This window comes from Streptomyces sp. NRRL B-1140, from assembly GCF_001280065.1.
Taxonomy (GTDB): domain Bacteria; phylum Actinomycetota; class Actinomycetes; order Streptomycetales; family Streptomycetaceae; genus Streptomyces.
This window is the reverse complement of record NZ_LGEA01000114.1, coordinates 366,992-384,727: the sequence shown is the minus strand read 5'-3', so window position 1 is coordinate 384,727 and position 17,736 is coordinate 366,992. Positions and strand designations below refer to the sequence as shown.

18 protein-coding genes are annotated in these 17,736 nt (G+C 72.2%); 10 read left to right on the top strand and 8 right to left on the bottom strand.

Annotated elements, in window-relative coordinates:
• The first annotated feature begins 31 nt into the window (after positions 1-31).
• Together ADK65_RS27795 and ADK65_RS27790 are read left to right on the top strand one after the other, a co-directional pair.
• Positions 32-1,069: a LacI family DNA-binding transcriptional regulator gene (locus ADK65_RS27795; RefSeq protein WP_053673780.1), complete on the top strand. Its 1,038-nt coding sequence runs from the start codon at positions 32-34 to the stop codon at positions 1,067-1,069.
• 349 nt (positions 1,070-1,418) lie between these two features.
• The gene (locus ADK65_RS27790; protein WP_053673696.1) at positions 1,419-2,855 is read left to right on the top strand and encodes a benzaldehyde dehydrogenase; all 1,437 of its coding nucleotides are present in this window, start codon (positions 1,419-1,421) and stop codon (positions 2,853-2,855) included.
• 88 nt (positions 2,856-2,943) lie between these two features.
• On the opposite strand, the gene trxA is transcribed toward ADK65_RS27790, so the two are convergent.
• Positions 2,944-3,324 (bottom strand): thioredoxin, encoded by a 381-nt coding sequence (gene trxA, locus ADK65_RS27785; protein ID WP_053673779.1) that lies wholly within the window; start codon positions 3,322-3,324, stop codon positions 2,944-2,946.
• Between the two features lie 120 nt (positions 3,325-3,444).
• Between trxA and ADK65_RS27780 the strand changes: the two genes are divergently transcribed.
• Complete coding sequence (locus ADK65_RS27780; RefSeq protein ID WP_053673695.1) at positions 3,445-4,875, top strand: dihydrolipoyl dehydrogenase family protein; 1,431 nt, start codon at positions 3,445-3,447, stop codon at positions 4,873-4,875.
• A 178-nt stretch (positions 4,876-5,053) separates the two neighbouring features.
• On the opposite strand, the gene ADK65_RS27775 is transcribed toward ADK65_RS27780, so the two are convergent.
• Positions 5,054-5,698 (bottom strand): peptide deformylase, encoded by a 645-nt coding sequence (locus ADK65_RS27775; RefSeq protein ID WP_053673694.1) that lies wholly within the window; start codon positions 5,696-5,698, stop codon positions 5,054-5,056.
• A gap of 152 nt (positions 5,699-5,850) precedes the next feature.
• Between ADK65_RS27775 and ADK65_RS27770 the strand changes: the two genes are divergently transcribed.
• On the top strand, positions 5,851-7,254 hold the full coding sequence (locus ADK65_RS27770) for a PepSY-associated TM helix domain-containing protein (protein ID WP_053673693.1): 1,404 nt from the start codon (positions 5,851-5,853) through the stop codon (positions 7,252-7,254).
• 65 nt (positions 7,255-7,319) lie between these two features.
• On the opposite strand, the gene ADK65_RS27765 is transcribed toward ADK65_RS27770, so the two are convergent.
• From ADK65_RS27765 to ADK65_RS27755, 3 genes are all read right to left on the bottom strand, one after another.
• On the bottom strand, positions 7,320-7,679 hold the full coding sequence (locus ADK65_RS27765) for a tetratricopeptide repeat protein (RefSeq protein ID WP_053673692.1): 360 nt from the start codon (positions 7,677-7,679) through the stop codon (positions 7,320-7,322).
• 70 nt (positions 7,680-7,749) lie between these two features.
• Positions 7,750-8,196 (bottom strand): MarR family winged helix-turn-helix transcriptional regulator, encoded by a 447-nt coding sequence (locus ADK65_RS27760; RefSeq protein WP_053673691.1) that lies wholly within the window; start codon positions 8,194-8,196, stop codon positions 7,750-7,752.
• On the bottom strand, positions 8,193-8,675 hold the full coding sequence (locus tag ADK65_RS27755) for a MarR family winged helix-turn-helix transcriptional regulator (RefSeq protein WP_053673690.1): 483 nt from the start codon (positions 8,673-8,675) through the stop codon (positions 8,193-8,195). Before ADK65_RS27755 ends, ADK65_RS27760 begins: the two co-directional genes overlap by 4 nt.
• Before the next feature lie 125 nt (positions 8,676-8,800).
• On the opposite strand from ADK65_RS27755, the gene ADK65_RS27750 reads away from it, so the two are divergent.
• The 6 genes from ADK65_RS27750 to ADK65_RS27725 all read left to right on the top strand — a co-directional run bounded on the left by ADK65_RS27750 (position 8,801) and on the right by ADK65_RS27725 (position 13,298).
• Positions 8,801-9,766 (top strand): pirin family protein, encoded by a 966-nt coding sequence (locus ADK65_RS27750; RefSeq protein WP_053673689.1) that lies wholly within the window; start codon positions 8,801-8,803, stop codon positions 9,764-9,766.
• 316 nt (positions 9,767-10,082) lie between these two features.
• Complete coding sequence (locus ADK65_RS27745) at positions 10,083-10,466, top strand: FCD domain-containing protein (RefSeq protein ID WP_234352975.1); 384 nt, start codon at positions 10,083-10,085, stop codon at positions 10,464-10,466.
• A 98-nt stretch (positions 10,467-10,564) separates the two neighbouring features.
• Positions 10,565-11,635 (top strand): Ldh family oxidoreductase, encoded by a 1,071-nt coding sequence (locus ADK65_RS27740; protein WP_053673688.1) that lies wholly within the window; start codon positions 10,565-10,567, stop codon positions 11,633-11,635.
• Positions 11,632-11,934 carry a putative quinol monooxygenase gene (locus ADK65_RS27735; protein ID WP_053673687.1) on the top strand — a complete coding sequence of 101 codons (303 nt, stop codon included), beginning with the start codon at positions 11,632-11,634 and terminating at the stop codon, positions 11,932-11,934. Before ADK65_RS27740 ends, ADK65_RS27735 begins: the two co-directional genes overlap by 4 nt.
• A 29-nt stretch (positions 11,935-11,963) precedes the next feature.
• Positions 11,964-12,398, top strand: a complete 435-nt coding sequence (locus tag ADK65_RS27730; protein WP_053673686.1) for a cupin domain-containing protein — start codon at positions 11,964-11,966, stop codon at positions 12,396-12,398.
• A 174-nt stretch (positions 12,399-12,572) separates the two neighbouring features.
• Positions 12,573-13,298: a dienelactone hydrolase family protein gene (locus tag ADK65_RS27725; protein WP_053673685.1), complete on the top strand. Its 726-nt coding sequence runs from the start codon at positions 12,573-12,575 to the stop codon at positions 13,296-13,298.
• A 140-nt stretch (positions 13,299-13,438) separates the two neighbouring features.
• Here the strand turns inward: ADK65_RS27725 and ADK65_RS27720 are convergent, their stop codons facing one another.
• The 3 genes from ADK65_RS27720 to ADK65_RS27710 form a co-directional block, all read right to left on the bottom strand.
• The gene (locus ADK65_RS27720) at positions 13,439-15,163 is read right to left on the bottom strand and encodes an acyl-CoA dehydrogenase family protein (RefSeq protein WP_053673684.1); all 1,725 of its coding nucleotides are present in this window, start codon (positions 15,161-15,163) and stop codon (positions 13,439-13,441) included.
• A gap of 92 nt (positions 15,164-15,255) precedes the next feature.
• Entirely contained in the window at positions 15,256-15,828 is a 573-nt protein-coding gene (locus tag ADK65_RS27715; RefSeq protein WP_053673683.1) for a PadR family transcriptional regulator, read from the bottom strand.
• 86 nt (positions 15,829-15,914) lie between these two features.
• A complete protein-coding gene (locus ADK65_RS27710; RefSeq protein ID WP_078956165.1) occupies positions 15,915-17,702 on the bottom strand; it encodes a SpoIIE family protein phosphatase in 1,788 nt (595 codons plus the stop codon).
• Positions 17,703-17,736: the final 34 nt, after the last annotated feature.

The following is a 17,736-nucleotide window of genomic DNA, read 5'->3' as shown; positions in this document are numbered from 1 at the left end:
CATTGAGGCTTCTGCCAAGATGCCGTACGTCATGGTGCAGATACCGAAAACGCCCGCGCCCCCGTCCCCCGCACCGTCGCGCTCCGTACCCACGAGCGCCGATGTGGCCCGCCTGGCCGGCGTCTCGCGCGCGACCGTCTCCTACGTCCTCAACAACACCAGCGCCGTACGGATCAGCGAACCCACCCGCCGCCGTGTGCACGAGGCCGCGAAGGAACTCGGGTACGTGCCGCACGCCGCGGCCCGCAGTCTGCGCGCCGGGCACAGCCGCATGGTCCTGATCCCCGCGCCGACCTTCCCCGTCGGCCCGCTCTACAGCCGGTTCCTCACCGACCTCCAGGGGTCGCTCGCCGCCCTGGACTACACGGTCGTGCAGCACGGAACCGGCGTCCCGCACGGCGACGAAGCAGCCCGCTCCTGGGCCGAGTTGCGGCCCGTGGCCGTGCTCGTGCCCGGCTCCGGGCTCGGTCCGCGCGGGGTGGCGGTGCTCAAGCGCTCCGGAGCGCGGGCCGTGGTCACGCTGGGCCCCGAGACCATCGAGGGCGCGCACGCGCTGCTCATGGACCACGACGTCGTCGGCCACAGCGCGGGCGCCCACCTCTACGACCGCGGCAGACGCCGGATCGGCGTCGTCGTCCCTCAGGAGTCCGGCCTCGATGCGTTCTCCGCACCCCGCCTCGACGGCGTGCGCCAGTCGTTGCGGGGCACGGACGCCACGGTGACCGAACTGCCCCTCGCCTACGACGAGGAGGCCGCGGCACGTCTCGCCGCCCGCTGGCGCGCGCTGGACCTGGACGCGGTGTTCACCTACAACGACGAGTACGCGATGCTGCTGATGCGGGCCCTGCTGGACGAGGGCATCCGCATCCCCGAGGAGACGGCCGTGATCGGGGCCGACGACCTGATGGTCGGGCGCTTGCTGCGGCCCCGGCTGAGCACGGTCCGCCTGCACCTGCCGTCCGGGCGTGAACTCGCCGAACTGGTCGACCGGACGGTGCGCAATCCCGCCACCGAGCCCGAGGCGCACAAGGTGCTGGGGGCGACGGTGCTGCACCGCGAATCGAGCTGATCCGGCGGGCATGTCACACCGTCAGGTGACGGGCACCCCACCGCGGACGGCGTCGACACCGGCTGAGGGCGAGCGCCGGGCGCCGGGCGCGGGAGGTGTCGCCGATCGGCAAGTGCCCCTGGGCGGAAGGCGATCGGCGGAACGGCAACCGACAGGCGGTCCGGTCCGCGTGCGCGGCATGGCTAGGATGTTGCATGCTCAACAAAACGGGGACGCGTTCCTGCGCGGGCCGCGGCGCGCAGCGCCGCGCCCGCTCGGCGCGTTCCGCCATGTGACCGCCGAACCGGCCGCGCACGCACGGGAGTTCCGCTCGCCCGTCAGCCGGTGACCGATCGATCGGAGAGCCGCCATGCCGTTGCTCGACACGAAGACCTGGCAGCCCCGCAGCCTCGCGGGGCCCGGGTACACCGTCACCGAACCCGCCACCGGCCAAGCCCTCGGCACGCTCGCCCTGGCCGCCCCCGAGGACGTGGAAGCCGCTGCCGTGCGGGCCGCCACCGCCCAGACCGCGTGGGCGCGCGCACCGCACTTCGCCCGGGCCGCCGTGCTCCGCAAGGCCGGCGACCTGTTCACCGAGCACGCCGCCGAACTGCGCGAATGGCTCGTCCGCGAATCGGGCTCCGTCCCCGGCAAGGCCGACTTCGAGCTGCACGTCGCAGCCCAGGAGTGCTACGAGGCCGCCGCGCTCGCCTCCCGCCCGGCCGGCCAGGTACTGCCCAGTGAAGCGCCGCGCCTGTCCTACACGCGGCGCGTCCCGGCCGGCGTCGTCGGCGTGATCTCGCCGTTCAACGCCCCCCTGATCCTGTCCATCCGCTCCGTCGCACCGGCCCTCGCGCTGGGCAACGCGGTCCTGCTGAAGCCGGACCCGCGCACCGCCGTCTGCGGAGGGCTGTCCCTCGCAGCGGTCTTCGCCGCCGCAGGCCTGCCTCAGGACCTGCTGCACGTGCTGCCCGGCGGCCCGGACGCCGGACAGGCCCTGGTCGCCGACCCGCGCGTGCCGGTCCTCTCCTTCACCGGCTCCACGGCCGCCGGACGGGCCGTGGGCGAGGCCGCCGGCCGTCACCTCAAGCGGGCCCACCTGGAACTGGGCGGCAACTCGGCCATGATCGTCCTGGAGGACGCCGATCTCGACGCGGTGATATCCACGGCCGCCTGGGGTTCGTTCTTCCACCAGGGACAGATCTGCATGACGACCGGACGTCATCTGGTGCACGCGTCCCTCTACGACGAGTACGTCGAGCGGCTGGCCGCCAAGGCGGACTCGCTCGCCGTGGGCGACCCGCACCGGGAACAGGTCCACCTCGGTCCCATCATCGACTCCGGCCAGCTCGCCAAGATCAGCGGCCTGGTCGAGGCCAGCACGGCCGCGGGTGCGAAGCTCGCCGCCGGCGGCACCCACGACCGGCTCTTCTACCGGCCGACGGTCCTCGCCCACGTCGACGACCGCACCCCCGCCTACGCGGAGGAGGTCTTCGGCCCGGTGGCGCCCGTCCGCTCCTTCCGCACCGCCGACGAGGCGGCGGCCCTGGCCGCGCAGAGCGCCTACGGCCTCTCCCTGGGCATCGTCACCAGGGACCCGGCCCGCGGCCTCGACCTGGCCGAGCGCATCCCGACCGGCATCGTCCACATCAACGACCAGACCGTGAACGACGAGGCCGTGGCGCCCTTCGGCGGCGTCGCCGCCTCCGGCACCGGCGCCCGGTTCGGCGGCGAGGCCAACCTGGAGGCCTTCACCGAACTGCGCTGGACGACGGTACGCGGAGACGTCGCCCCCTACCCCTTCTAGGGCGCCGCGCCCCCCCGCACGGGGGCCGGCCCGGCGGGCCCGGCCGTCCGGGCCCCGGCCCGGATCACTCGGCCGCCGGGCTGCCGGGTCACTCGGCCGGCTGCTGGGCCTGCTGCTCGGCTACCGCCTTGCGGACCTCGTCCATGTCGAGGTTGCGGGCCTGTCCGATGACGTCCGTCAGGGCGGCCTCGGGCAGGGCGCCCGGCTGCGCGAACACGGCGACCTGGTCACGGACGATCATCAGCGTGGGGATGGACTGGATACCGAAGGCCGCGGCCAGCTCGGGCTGCGCCTCGGTGTCCACCTTGCCGAACACCAGGTCCGGGTTCTCCCCGGCCGCCTTCTCGTACACCGGGGCGAACTGCTTGCACGGCCCGCACCAGTCGGCCCAGAAGTCGATCAGGACGAACTCGTTGTCCGTGACCGTCTGGTCGAAGTTCTCCTTGGTGAGCTCCACGGTGCTGCTCATGGCGTACATCCCTACTTCCTGGTGTGGGGTCAAGCCGTCGGCACAACACGGCCGACCGGACACGTATTCCGCGCCCCTACCCATGTGGCCAGGGCGCACACCACCCACCAGACTGACCCCATGACGGAAACGGAAACCAACGCGTACGACGTCGTGGTGCTCGGGGCCGGGCCCGTGGGGGAGAACGTCGCCGACCGCACCCGGGCCGCCGGACTGACCACCGCGGTCGTGGAGAGCGAGCTGGTCGGCGGCGAGTGTTCCTACTGGGCGTGCATGCCCAGCAAGGCCCTGCTCCGGCCGGTCATCGCCCGCGCCGACGCCCGCCGCGTGCCGGGTCTGCGCCAGTCGGTCCAGGGCCCCCTCGACGCGGCCGCGGTCCTCGCCCACCGGGACTACTACACCTCGAACTGGAAGGACGACGGTCAGGTCGGGTGGCTGGACTCCATCGGCGCCGACCTGTACCGCGGCCACGGGCGACTCACCGGATCCCGCACGGTGACGGTCACCGGCCCCGACGGCGGCGAGCGCGTCCTGACCGCCCGGCACGCCGTCGCCGTCTGCACCGGCAGCCGCGCCGCCCTGCCCGGCCTGCCCGGGCTCGACGCCGTCAAGCCGTGGACCAGCCGGGAGGCCACCAGCTCCAAGACGGTGCCCGGCCGGCTGATCGTGATCGGCGGCGGCGTGGTCGCCACCGAGATGGCCACGGTGTGGCAGGCCCTCGGATCGAAGGTCACCCTGCTGGTCCGCGGCAAGGGTCTGCTGCCCCGCATGGAGCCCTTCGCCGGGGAGCTGATCGCCGAGGCGCTCACCGAGGCCGGCGCGGACGTCCGTACGGGCACGTCGGTGGAGGCGGTGACCCGGGAGAACGGGACGGTTGTGGCCGTCACCGGCACGGGGGAACGCATCGAGGCCGACGAGATCCTCTTCGCCACCGGCCGCGCCCCCCGCACCGACGACATCGGCCTTGAGTCGATCGGCCTCGACCCCGGCTCCTGGCTGCCGGTCGACGACAGCCTCCGCGTGTCCGGCCACGACTGGCTGTACGCGGTCGGCGACGTGAACCACCGTGCCCTCCTCACCCACCAGGGCAAGTACCAGGCCCGCATCGCGGGCGCGGCCATCGCCGCCCGCGCCACGGGGGAGAACCTCGTCTCCGAGCCCTGGGGCGCCCACGCCGCGACGGCCGACCACGCGGCCGTCCCCCAGGTCGTCTTCACCGACCCGGAGGCGGCGGCCGTGGGCCTGTCCCTGGCCGAGGCGGAACAGGCGGGTCACCGGGTGAAGGCCGTCGACGTGGACCTGTCCACCGTCTCCGGGGCCGGCCTGTACGCCGACGGCTACCAGGGCCGCGCCCGCATGGTCGTCGACCTCGAGGAAGAGATCCTGCGCGGCGTGACCCTCGTCGGCCCCGGCGTCGGCGAACTCATCCACTCCGCGACCATCGCGGTCGCCGGCCAGGTCCCGCTCAGTCGTCTGTGGCACGCCGTGCCGTCCTACCCGACGATCAGCGAGGTGTGGCTGCGGCTGCTGGAGGCGTACCGGGACGCCTGACCCGCGAGCCGGCCGGCACCCGCCGGCGCCGGCCGGCCTCACGCGTGCGCGGGCACCGCTGCCCGCCCGAGAGCGCGCCGAGCGGCCGGTGCATCAAGTCGGTGGGCAGGCCGAGCCCGCGGGCGCGCGGCGGTTACTCTCTCAGCCGCCAGGTCGGAAGGCCCGCAGGCCTGCCCGGCTACGGCAGCTCGAAGCCCAGTGCCCGCGCCGCCTCCTGTGGTGTCGGCTGGGCCCAGCGTTCCGCCATCGCCTGGCTGGAGGCCAGCGATCGCGGCTCGGCGCGGTCCAGGTAGAGGACGCCGTCGAGGTGGTCCGTCTCGTGCTGCACGATCCGCGCCGGCCAGCCCGTGAACACCTCGTCCAGTGCCCGTCCGTGCTCGTCCTGCCCGGTCAGCCGCACCTCGGCGGGCCGCGCCACCACCGCCTGCCAGCCCGGAACGCTCAGGCAGCCCTCGAAGAACGCGGCCCGCGCCTCCCCGACGGGCTCGTAGGAGGGGTTGACCAGCACGCGGAACGGCTGCGGCACCCGTCCGCGGGCGAGCCGCACCTCCTCCGGCACCGGTGCCGGATCCTCGATCACCGCGATCCTGAGCGGCACACCGACCTGCGGCGCCGCCAGGCCGACCCCGGGCGCCGCGCGCATGGTGACCCGCAAAGCCTCGACGAACCGGGCCAGCAGGGCGGGCTCCAGCTGACCGTCGTACGGCACCGTGCCCTGGCGCAGCACCGGGTCACCGGCCGCGACGATGGTCAACGGGAGTCCCCCGTCGAGGAGTTGCCCGACCTGCTCGGCCAGGGGTGCGCGATCGCCCGTTGTTCCCATCGCGTCAGGATGACACGCCACCCCCCACCCTTACGTGACGCACATCACGCACGTTCTCCGGGAACTGAACGCACCGCCGCCCCGACTACTGCACCGCAACGGCCACCGCTCACACCGCAACGGCCCAGACGACCTCCCGGAGAAGCCTGCCGATGACCACCGCTCCCTCGACCACCACGGACGAGGCCCCGCAGCCGGCCGCCCCGGCACCGCCGAAGAACGGCTGGGCCTCCCTGCGCCCGCTGATCCTCCGCCTGCACTTCTACGCCGGTGTGCTGGTGGCGCCGTTCCTCCTCGTCGCCGCCGTCACCGGTCTGCTGTACGCGGGCTCCTTTCAGGCCGAGAAGCTCGTGTACGACCACGAACTGACCGTCCCCGTGGGTGAGAAGAAGCTGCCGATCAGCGAGCAGGTGGCCGCCGCCCGCAAGGCCCGTCCCGAGGGCACCGTCTCGGCCGTACGCCCCTCACCCGAGGCCGACGCCACGACCAGGGTGATGCTGTCCGGCGTCCCGGGCGTCGGCGAGGGCCACGTGCTCGCCGTGTTCGTCGACCCGTACACCGCACAGGTGCGCGGCTCCCTCGAGCAGTACGGCTCGACCGGCGCGCTGCCGCTGCGTACCTGGATCGACGAGTTCCACCGGGACCTGCACCTGGGGGAGCCGGGGCGGCTGTACAGCGAACTGGCGGCCAGCTGGCTGTGGGTGATCTCGGCGGGCGGGCTGGCGCTGTGGTTCTCCCGGCGCCGCGCCCTGCGCAAGGTGCGAGGGACGAAGGGCCGGCGCCGCACCCTCGGACTGCACGGCACCGTCGGCGTCTGGGCGGCGATAGGGTTCTTCTTCCTCTCGGCGACCGGCCTGACCTGGTCCGCCTACGCCGGCGCCACCATCGACGAGCTGCGGACCTCGCTCGGCCAGGCCACCCCGTCGGTGTCGGCGGCCGCAGGCGGTGAACACGCCGGCCACGGCTCCGCCGCCGGGCAGGCGGGCGACGCCGCGCACGGCGTCGGCCTGGACAAGGTCCTCTCGGCGGCGCGGGCCGAGGGGCTGGGCGACCCGGTGGAGATCGTGCCGCCCGCCGACGCGAACTCGGCGTACGTGGTCAAGCAGGTGCAGCGCGGCTGGCCCACGAAACAGGACGCCGTCGCGATCGACCCGGCCGACGGCCGGGTCACCGACGTGGTGCGCTTCGCGGAATACCCAGTGCTCGCGAAGCTCACCCGGTGGGGCATCGACCTGCACACCGGCGTCCTGTTCGGCCTGGCCAACCAGATCGCCCTGATGCTGCTCGCCGCCTCCCTGATCCTGCTGATCGTCTGGGGCTACCGCATGTGGTGGCAGCGCGGCCGGGGCACCTCCTTCGGCCGTCCGATCCCGCGGGGTGCCTGGCAGCAGGTCCCGCCCCAGATCCTCGTGCCACTGCTGGCGGGCATCGCCGTACTCGGCTACTTCCTGCCCCTGTTCGGCATTCCGCTGGCGGCCTTCCTCGCCGTCGACATCCTGCTGGGGGAGATCGCCCACCGGCGGGGGCGGCGGTCGTACGGGACGCCGGTCGCGTAGCGGGACCGCGGACCCCGATGATGCCCGGCTCCGCACGGAGCCGGGCATCGCCAGATGCGGCGCGGTCAGCGCTGTTCGAAGTCACCCGCGAGCGCCGAGGCGATCCGCAGGTGCGACTCGGCTTCCTCGTGCCGGTTCTGCCGCTGGAGCGTGCGGCCGAGCATCAGCCGGGCGTAGTGCTCCACGGGGTCCCGCTCGACGATCGTCCGCAACTCGCCCTCGGCGCGCTGCAGTTGAGCCGAGTGGTAGTAGGACCGCGCCAGGAGCAGCCGGGGCCCGGTCTGCTCGGGCACCTCCTCGACCAGCCCGACCAGGACGCGCGCGGCGGCGGCGTAGTCCTTGGCGTCGAAGAACAGCCGCGCGCGCTCCCAGCGCTCGGCCGGGGTTCCGTGGGCGTAGTACGTGGTGTCCTGGGTCGTGTTCACTCGGTGCCTCCCTCGAGGCCGACAACCGAGTCCGTGGGCCGGATATTCCGCTGGTCGGACGGGGTCGCGACTATCGGGTCAGGGCGGCCAGCTCGGCACCGGCCCGCTCGGTGATCAGGCTCAGCACCCGGCCCGTGACGGCCAGGTCCTCCGCCGGGATGCCGTCGTAGACCCGGGTGGTGAGGGGGGCCGTCTCACCGGAGGTCGTGGCGTACAGCTCCCGCCCGGCGTCAGTGATCCGCACCTGCGACGCCCCGTCGGGGGCCACCAGTTGCGCGGCGATCAGCTGGTCGAGCACGCCGTGCACCTCCGACGCGTCGATCTTCAGCGCGCCCGTGACACCGTCGACGATCTCCCGGCGCGCGACCGGGCCGTCGGCGAGTGCGGCGAGGCGGAGGGCGACGGACTGCTGGAAGGTGATGCCGTGCCGGGCGAGCACGTTCTCCAGCAGAGCCCGGCCGGCGTAGTGGGCCAGGGCGATGACGCGGGGGTCGGCGAGGGGCGTGGTGGTGGTCATGGCTGCTCCGTCTCGTTCTCGCTGAAGGGATCAAGGGGTGCGTCGAGCAGGGCCGTCAGCTCGCGGGTGAACTCCCGGGTGCGCGCGCTGCCGAGGCCGCCGAGCGGGTCGAGGAGCTGCCCGAGGAGTCCGTGGACGACGTCGATGGCCCGCCGGGTGACATCGAGGCCCCGCTCGGTGAGGGCGAGCTGCACCGCACGCGGGTCCCGTGGGTCACGGGTGCGCTCCAGGAGGCCGGCCGTCTCCAGGGCGCGGGCCAGCTTCGACACGTAGAGCGGTTCGAGCCCGGTGTGGTCGGCGAGGCGGCGCTGGCTGGGCCGCTCGCCGGAGCGCTGCATGCCATGCAGCGAGGCGACCAGCGAGTACTGCGCGTGCGTGAGCCCCAGCGGCGCGACCGCCCGGTCGACCGCGACCCGCCACTTCATCGACAGCCGCCACACCAGGAACCCGGGCGTCGCGCCCTCGTAACCGTCGTTCATGCGAAAACAGTACATGGCTACTATGTACATGGCTACTAATCTCCTCGGCGTCCGCGAGGTGCCCTCGCGCCACGGGCCGATCGGGACGCTGACGCAGGGCCGTGCGCCGGACTAGGTTGTGCGCCATGAGCAATCTTGAGCGCGAAGCGGCCCCCTCCCTGTGCGGCGGCCGTGGCTTCGTGGTGGCGGAGCCGGTGCGTGAACTCCTCAGCCCCCGCAAGGTGAAGCTGGGCGAGTCGAGCGAGGTCCGCCGGCTGCTGCCCAACCTGGGTCGCCGTATGGTCGGGGCCTGGTGCTTCATCGACCACTACGGTCCCGACGACATCGCCGACGAGCCCGGCATGCAGGTTCCGCCGCACCCCCACATGGGTCTGCAGACGGTGAGCTGGCTGCACGAGGGGGAGGTGCTGCACCGCGACTCGACCGGCAGCCTCCAGACGATCCGCCCGCGCGAACTGGGACTGATGACCTCCGGCCGGGCCATCAGCCACTCCGAGGAGAGCCCCCGCTCGCACGCCCGTTTCCTGCACGGCGCGCAACTGTGGGTCGCGCTCCCCGACGGCCACCGCCACACCGACCCGCGCTTCGAACACCACGCCGATCTGCCGGTCGTCACGGCACCCGGCCTCACCGCCACGCTGATCCTCGGCGACCTCGACGGCGCGACGTCACCCGGCACGGCGTACAGTCCGATCGTCGGCGCCGACCTCGCCCTCACCCGGGGCGCGGACGTACGCCTCCCCCTGGAGCCGGACTTCGAGTACGCGGTCCTCTCCATGTCGGGCGAGGCCCATGTGGACGGCGTCCCGGTCCTGCCCGGCTCCATGCTCTACCTCGGCTGCGGCCGCACCGAACTGCCTCTGCGGGCGGAGTCGGACGCGGGCCTGATGCTCCTGGGCGGCGAACCGTTCGAGGAGGAACTGATCATGTTCTGGAACTGGATCGGGCGGACCCAGGAGGAGATCGAGCAGGCGCGGCGGGACTGGATGGAGGGGACGCGGTTCGGGGAGGTGAAGGGGTACGACGGGGCCCCGTTGCCGGCTCCGGACCTGCCGGTGACGCGCCTGAAGCCGCGGGGGAGGGTGCGCTGACCTGAGGAAGCGGCTGATTGGTCGGTGACGGGTGATGATGCGGCAGCCCAGCGTCCAGCACACGCCGGGCCGGGCCGCAGGGGGAGTCGCGTGAGCACGGGGCGGTCAGTACTTCCGGGTACTCTCCCGAGCCGGGCGGCCGTCGCGGGTGAGGCCGCAGGCGTCAAGCGCCGTCTTCGCGGCTGGTCCAGCGGCCATGCCCCCGCTGTCGGGGCATTTCGCCGGAGGGCCGCACGTCCTCGGTCGCCGCACGGGCGGTCGTCCCACACCGGCGCTCACGACCAGGGGCAGGTGACACGCCAGTCTGTATACACACATGTGTGCGGCGCGATCGACGCTGGACGCCGGCGCGCAGACGCGGTCCTACCAGGAGTTCTATGAAGTGACCGAGGGCTTCGACCAGGCCGTCGTCGCCGCGTGCCGCAACCCCTACCTCGCCCGCACGGTCCGCGACCTGCGCAGCGAGACCGTACGGCTGCGGCACCTGTCACACGGCGGTCCGCGTCGCATGCTCCCGTCGCTGGAGGAGCACCGCGCGACGCTGAAGGCGATCGTGCAGGGGGACGCGCAGGCGGCGGAGGCGGCCGGCCGGCACCATCTCGCGCAGACTCTCCGGGCGTTCATCGACAGTCTGACCACTCAGGACTTCGTGGTCGGCGCGGACATGCAACTGGACGTCGCCCGCCGGCGCCTCCTCTGAACTTCGCGGTCCGGCGTTCAGCCGTACCGGTGGATTCCGCATGAGGCGTGCTGTATACAGGAGCGGATACATTAGTCCTCGATGCGAGGGGCCGTCCTGTGCCGCATACCGTCGGCGCCGCCGACCTGCTGGGGTTCGCCACCGCCGCCACCGAAGCTCACGGCGTTCCCCCCGCGGACGCCCGGATACTCGCGGACACTCTGGTGACCGCGGAGCTGTGGGGTCATCCCTCTCACGGGATGCTGCGCCTGCCGTGGTACCTCGGTCGTCTCGCGAGCGGTGCGACCACCGCCGTCGCCGCCCCCGAGGTCGTGACGGACAGTGGCGCCGTCCTGGTCGTGGACGGGCGTGACGGTCTCGGTCAGGTGCTCACCGACCGTGCGGTGACCTGGGGTGTGGAGCGTGCCCTCCGGCACGGGATCAGCGCTGTCGCGGTGCGCAATTCCGGTCACTTCGGTACGGCCGCGTACTTCACCCGCAAGGCCGCCGAGCAGGGCTGTGTCGCGCTGCTGGCCACCAACGCCAGTCCCGCGATGGCCCCTTGGGGCGGCAAGGAGAAGCGGGTCGGCACCAACCCGTGGTCGATCGCCGCCCCGGGCGGTCGCTTCGGCACGGTCGTGATGGACATCGCCAACACCGCCGTGGCGCGCGGCAAGATCTACCGCGCCAAGGAGTGCGGCGAGCCGATCCCCGAGCGCTGGGCGGCGGACACGGACGGCGTGCCGACCACCGACCCGCGCCGCGCGATCGAGGGCCTGATCCTGCCGATGGCCGGCCACAAGGGGTACGCCATCTCCTTCATGTTCGACGTCCTGGCGGGCGTGCTGACCGGCAGCGCCTTCGGATCCGGCGTGGTCGGCCCGTACCGCCCCACCGGCCGAAGCGGCGTCGGGCACCTGCTGATCTGTGTCGACATCCGGTCGATGGCCGACCCGGCCGAGTTCGAGGGGCGGATGGAAGCCCTGATCGAGGAGACCAAGTCCACCCCGGCCGCCCCCGGCACTGCCGAGATCTTCGTCCCCGGCGAGCCGGAGGCCCGGACCGCCGAGCGTCTGAGCGTCGAGGGCATCACGGTCGTCGACGACACCTGGGCTGCCCTTGCGGCCGTCGCCGGCGCGACTGGTGTACCCCTGCCCACCCCCGTGACCCCACAGGAGCTGTCCGCATGATCGCGCTGACCGTGTCCCTCCAGGTCGTCCCCGGCTGCCGGGACGACTTCCTCAAGGCCATCGAGGAGAACGCCGAACGTTCCTTCACCGACGAACCCGGCTGCCGCTCTTTCGACGTCGTCTGCGACCTGGCCGACGACCACCACTTCGTCTTCCACGAGCTCTACGACGACGAGGCCGCTGTCGACGCCCATCGCGCGGCACCCCACTTCAAGGTGTGGCGCGACGCCGCGGCCAAGTACGTCGTGCCCGGCAGCCAGGTCAACACGCTCTCCCATCGCCTGTTCCACCACTCCTGAACTCCCGCACTCCCGAACGGAGCCGCCGCATGTGCACCCAGCCCGCCGCACCGAACCTGCTCATCCACCCGGACGAGGTCGAACGCTTCGACCGTGGCGGGGGAGTGGCCACCGTCCCCTACGTCGGCAAGTGGAACTCCGAGAAGGCCGTCATCACCACCGGCCAGACCGTCTTCCAGCGGGGCACCGGCCTGCCCCTGCACAGCCACAACGTCGAGGAGTCGGTCCTGATCCTCGAAGGCGAGGCGACCGCCGAGATCGACGGTGAGTTCGTCGACCTGGAGGTCGGTCAGGCGACCTGGGTCCCGGCGGGCATCCCGCACCGGTTCTTCAACCGGGGAGAGGGCGTCATGCGGATCTACTGGGTCTACGGCGGCCGGGACGTCACCCGCACCATCACCGCCACCGGCGAGACCTTCGAGCACCTCTCGGAGCACGACAAGGGAGGGGCGCCCACCGCATGAGCGCCACCATACGCACCATCAACCCCGCCACGGGACAGGCGCTCGCCGAGTGCGAAGCCTGGGACGCCGTGCGGATCGAGGCGGCGGTGGTGCCGGAACACGCCGGAGACCTGCCTTCTGCCGGCGGCAGAACACCGGCCCGACCGGGCTCGACGATCACTACTGTCCAGGCGCATGACGACGGTTACCACGCGCACGATCGAATACGCCGCCGACGGCCTGATGATGATCGGGCACCTCGCGCTCCCGGCCGGTGTCGACCGCCGGCCCGCGGTCCTGCTCGGGCCCGAGGGCGTGGGGCTCAGTGACGTCGAGCGCCGTCGGGCCGATGCGCTCGCCGAGCTGGGATACGTGGCGCTGGCCTTCGACCTCCACGGCGGGCGCTACTTGGGCGACCCTGAGGAGATGTTGGCCCGTTGCACGCCGCTGCTCGCCGACCCCGACCGGATGCGAGGCATCGGCCACGCGGCGCTCGACGTGCTCCGCGCCGAGCCACGGACCGACCCGGACCGGATCGCCGCCGTCGGCTACGGCACCGGCGGCGCCATCGCGCTGGAACTCGGGCGCGACGGCGTCGGCCTGCGCGCGATCGCGACAGTCAACGGACTGACCACGGGCCGGCCAGAGGAGACGGCGCGCATTCAGTGCCCGGTGTGGGCCGGGGTCGGGTCGGAAGACCCGATCATGCCGCCCGCGCAACGGGACGCGTTCACCGCCGAGATGCAGGCTGCGGGCGTCGACTGGCGCCTCGTGGTCTACGGCGGCGCCTTGCACGCCTTCCATCACCCACCGGTCGACCACATCGTGCTTCCCGGAGTCGGTCATCACCCTCAGCACGCGCAGCGGGCTTGGCGGGACGTCGTCGGCCTGCTCGCCGAGTGCCTGCCCATAACGGAGTGATCTGGGCGGACTTATCCTGCGCCCGGGCGACGGCCGACACGGGTGACCTGTGGGCAGGGCTCCGCGCACCGCGCGCGTAGCCCTGCCAGGTCCGGCCGGCGGAGCCGGAACCCCGGCCACCGGAGAGGGACGCGACGCGCCTACTGAGCCATCTCGTACGTGCCGGACAGCGCCTCGACCCGCTGCCAGACGCGCTCCGTGCGCGCCTCGTCGACGACCGGCCGCCGGACCGAGGCCAGTGCCCATGCCTGCTGCTGCCCGGTCGCCGAGTCCTTGCCGTGCAGTTCGACGGCGTGCCCGGAGAAGTCCCGTACGAGGACGGCGAAGAGTTCGTCGAGCACGTCCTCGTCGAGTCCGGTCAGGCCGGCCTGCTCCAGGACGAGCTGCCCGTGCACCACGAGCGCGAACAGCTGGCCGATCGACAGGACGAGGTCGAGGTCGCGGCTCTGCTCCGCGTCGGGCGCGGCCGTGGTGACGAACTCGCAGAGTGCGTCAGCCTGTTCGCGCAGGCGAGCGACGTTGGGCAGGTGCGCGTACGCCTCGAAGGCCGGGCGCCAGTCGTGGAAGCGGACCGAGCCCAGGCCCCGGGCCGGTCCCTGCCGGAACAGGAAGTCGTCGTCGGCCGCGTCGAGACGGGTCGGCACACTCGGGTACTCGGCCGGGTCGAGGAGGTGGTTGCGCATGAACTTCAGGATCAGCGCAAGGTTGACGTGGACCGTGCCCTCCAGCTTCGGCAGGCTGCGTATCTCCACGGCCGCCTGGCTGAAGTAGTTGTCCTTCTCGAACCCCTTGGCGGCGATGACGTCCCACATCAGGTCGATGACCTTCTCGCCCTCCGTGGTCACCTTCATCTTCGTCATCGGGTTGAAGAGCAGGTAACGGCGGTCGTCCGGACCGGCGGAGCGGAAGTAGTCGACGGCGCGGTCGCTGAACAGCTTCATGCCGACGAGCCTGACGTAGGCGTCGGTCAGTTCGCGCCGCACGTGCGGGAAGGCGGTGACCGGGCGGCCGTAGAGGACGCGGTTGCTCGCGTGGGTGACGGCCTCGTACATCGCGTGCTCGCAGATGCCGATCGAGGCGGTGCACAGGTTGAACTTGCCGACGTTGACCGTGTTGAGGGCGGCGTCGAAGGCCGCGCGGCCGGTGTGCAGGACGTCGGCGGGCGCTACGGGATAGTCCTCCAGGCGGAACTCGCTGACGAACTTGGACGAGTCGACGACGTTCTTGACCAGGTGATAGGCCGGATGACGGCTGTCGGCGGCGAAGAACACGTAGCCGTCGGGACCTTCGACGTCGGTACGGCGGCCGAAGACGGAGACGAGTCCGGCGGCGTTGCCGTTGCCGATGTAGTACTTGGAGCCGGTGGCGCGGAAGCCGCCGTCGCCGTCGGGCTCGAGCAGCATGTCGGTGGAGTAGATGTCGGCGCCGTGGGCCTTCTCGGACAGGCCGAACGCGAACACCTCTCCCTGCGAGAGGAGTTCCGCGGCGCGGGCGCGGGCGGCGGCGTTGTCGCTCTGCCAGACCGGGCCGAGGCCGAGGATGGTGACCTGCCAGGCGTACCAGTAGTCCAGGCCGTAGAAGCCGAGGATCTCGTTGAGCGCGGCGATCCGGGCGGTGTCCCACCGCTTGTCCGGCTCCCCCTCTCCCGCGGTCGACGACGGCGTCAGGAAGGTGGCGAACAGGTTCTCCTTCGCGGCGAAGGCGAGGAAGTCACCGAGCCAAGCGCGGGTCCGGTAGTCCTCGATCAGCTGCCGCTTCCCGCGGTCCTCGAACCAGTCGACGGTGGCACGCAGCAGGCGGCGTGTCTCGGGGTCGAAGTGCGCGGGGTCGTAGGTGCGTGGGTTGAAGAGCAGTTGGTCAACCATGGTGAGGACCCCTGTCGGTGGGTGGACGGGTGGCAATGGAAAGGTTGGGCGGCCGGAGAGGAGGAGCAGCCGTGGCCGGTGCGGTGGAGCGGTCAGTGGCCGGGGTCGAACCGGGCCAGCGTGGCGAGCACGTCGTCCAGCCAGCCGATCATCATCCGCTCGTACGCGATACCGCCGCGCAGTACGACGTGCTGGAGCTCCCGCTCCGCGTCCAGTGGCGCTTGTGGAGCGGCCGCGGCCGCTTCGGGCCCCGTGAAGTCCCGCTCCTCGCCTGCCAGATAGTGCGCCAGCCGGTCCCGGTGCGCCTGCCGGTGCCGCTCCACCTCGCGGATCAGGGCAGCCGGGTCGTCGAAGGCGGCACCCCGGATCTTCACCGCCAGGTCGTGGCGGACGCTCTCCGGCTCGATCGGATCGTGCAGCCACGAGGACAGCGCGGCCCGGCCGAGGTCGGCGACGGAGTACTCCTTCTTGTCCGGCCGCCCTTGCTGCGGGACGTCCCGGGCCTCGACCCAGCCGTCGCCCTCCATGCGCTTCAGTACGCGGTAGATCTGTTGGTGGGTCGCGGTCCAGAAGTAGCCGATGGACCGTTCGAAACGCCGGGCGAGCTCATAGCCGGATCCCGGCTTCTCCAGGAGCGACACCAGGATCGCGTGCTCGAGTGCCATGACGACGATCGTGCTATGCAACTCGTTGCATAGCAAGTCTCACCCATGACGATGCGACGCGGCTCACGTCCGCACGTGCGCCCCTGTCATTCCCGTCCCGGCAGCGCCTGCTCGAACCAGACGACCTTGCCCGTGCTCACCCTCGTCGCCCCCCAGCGCTCGGCCAGCTGGTCGACCAGGAACAGTCCCCGGCCGCCCTCGTCGCTCGGCCTCGCGTGCCGCATCCTCGGCACCTGCGGCGAGTCGTCGCCCACCTCGCAGCGGAGTACGTCCGTGCGGAGCAGACGCAGGGTGACCGGCCGGGACGCGAAGCGTACGGCGTTCGCCACCACCTCGCTGACCAGCAGTTCGGCCGCCTCCACCATCGAGTCGAGGCCCCACTCGTGCAGTGTCCTTCGCGTCAGCCGGCGTGCCTGCCGCGCTGTCTGCGGGCGTGGAGCCATGTACCAGTACGCCACCGTCTCCGGCAGGATGCCCTCGAACCGGGCCGCGAGCAGTGCGATGTCGTCGTCCCGGTCGCGCGTGCCCAGCGTGCCGAGTGCCTGGTCGCACAGCACCTCCAGCGACGGGGGATCGTTACCGGCACCGGAGGCGCGCAGGTGTGCGCACAGCCGCTCCACCCCGGACAGCACGTCCGAGTCGCGGGATTCCACGAGCCCGTCGGTGTACAGCAGCAGAGTCGCTCCGGACGGCGCGTGCAGCTCGGTGGAGTCGAAGCCGCTGCCGCCGACGCCGATCGGCGCTCCGGGCGGGATCCGCAACACCTCCTCCCGGCCGTCCGTGTGGAGGAGCACCGGGGGCGGGTGACCGGCGTTGGCGACCAGCAGCCGATGCAGTACGGGGTCGTACATCGCGTACAGACAGGTCGCCATGTGCTCGCTGCCCAGCCGCTCCGCCTGCTCGTCGAGGTGGTGCAGGACCTCGTCGGGGGGAAGGTCGAGACCGGCCAGGGTCTGCACGATGGTGCGCAGTTGGCCCATGATGGCGGCCGACGTCAGGGAATGGCCCATGACGTCGCCGATCACCAGCGCGACACGGTTGCCGGGCAGGGGGATCGCGTCGTACCAGTCGCCGCCCACCTGGGAGGCCCGCGAGGCGGGCAGGTAGCGGCTTGCCAGCCGGACTCCGGTCGGCTCCGGCAGTGCCGGAGGGAGCATCGTGTGCTGCAGCGCGGCGGCGACCGATGTCTCGCGGAGGTGGAGCGCGGCCTTGTCGACGCCGAGTGCGGTGTGGGTGGCGAGCTGGGAGGCGACGAGCAGGTCGTCCTCGGTGAAGGCGGGCCGGTCGGGGCGGCGGACGAGGACGACGCTGCCCATGACGTGGCAGCGGCCGTGCATCGGGGCGATGATCAGCCGCGATCCGGGTCGCGCCGCACCGGGAACGCTCACCGGTCCCAGCAGTTCGGCCAGGGCGGGAGCCACGCCTGGGGCGTCCCCCGGGGCGGGCTTCCCGGCGCGCAGCAGCGCGGCCAGCCGGCCGTCGGCGGCCGGGCGTACGACGTCCGCCGGTCGCACGTCCGCCAGGGTCTCGGGGGTGAGACCGGGTGCGCGGGTTGCCGGATCCCTCGGCGGCGCCCGGTCGGTGCTGTGCAGTCGCAACATGGCCGGGGAGACAGGACCCTCGTCCCCTGCCGGCAGCGGATCGGACAGATGGACGAAGACCGTGTCGGCGAAGGACGGGACGGCCGCCCGGCACAGTGCGTGCAGCGTCTCGTCGAGGTCGATGCCGCGGGCGATCCGGCGCGTCGCCTCGTCGAGGTAGCGGAGCCGGTCGGTCTGCGGCCCGCGGACCTGTGGCCGGCGTGGCGGCGTGACGTGCTCCTTCGCCCTGGCCTTCCTGCCGGGGTGTTCATGAGCTCCGAGGTGCTTCGTCACAGTGTCGCTTCCGTCCGCGTGGGCCCCCGCCGGT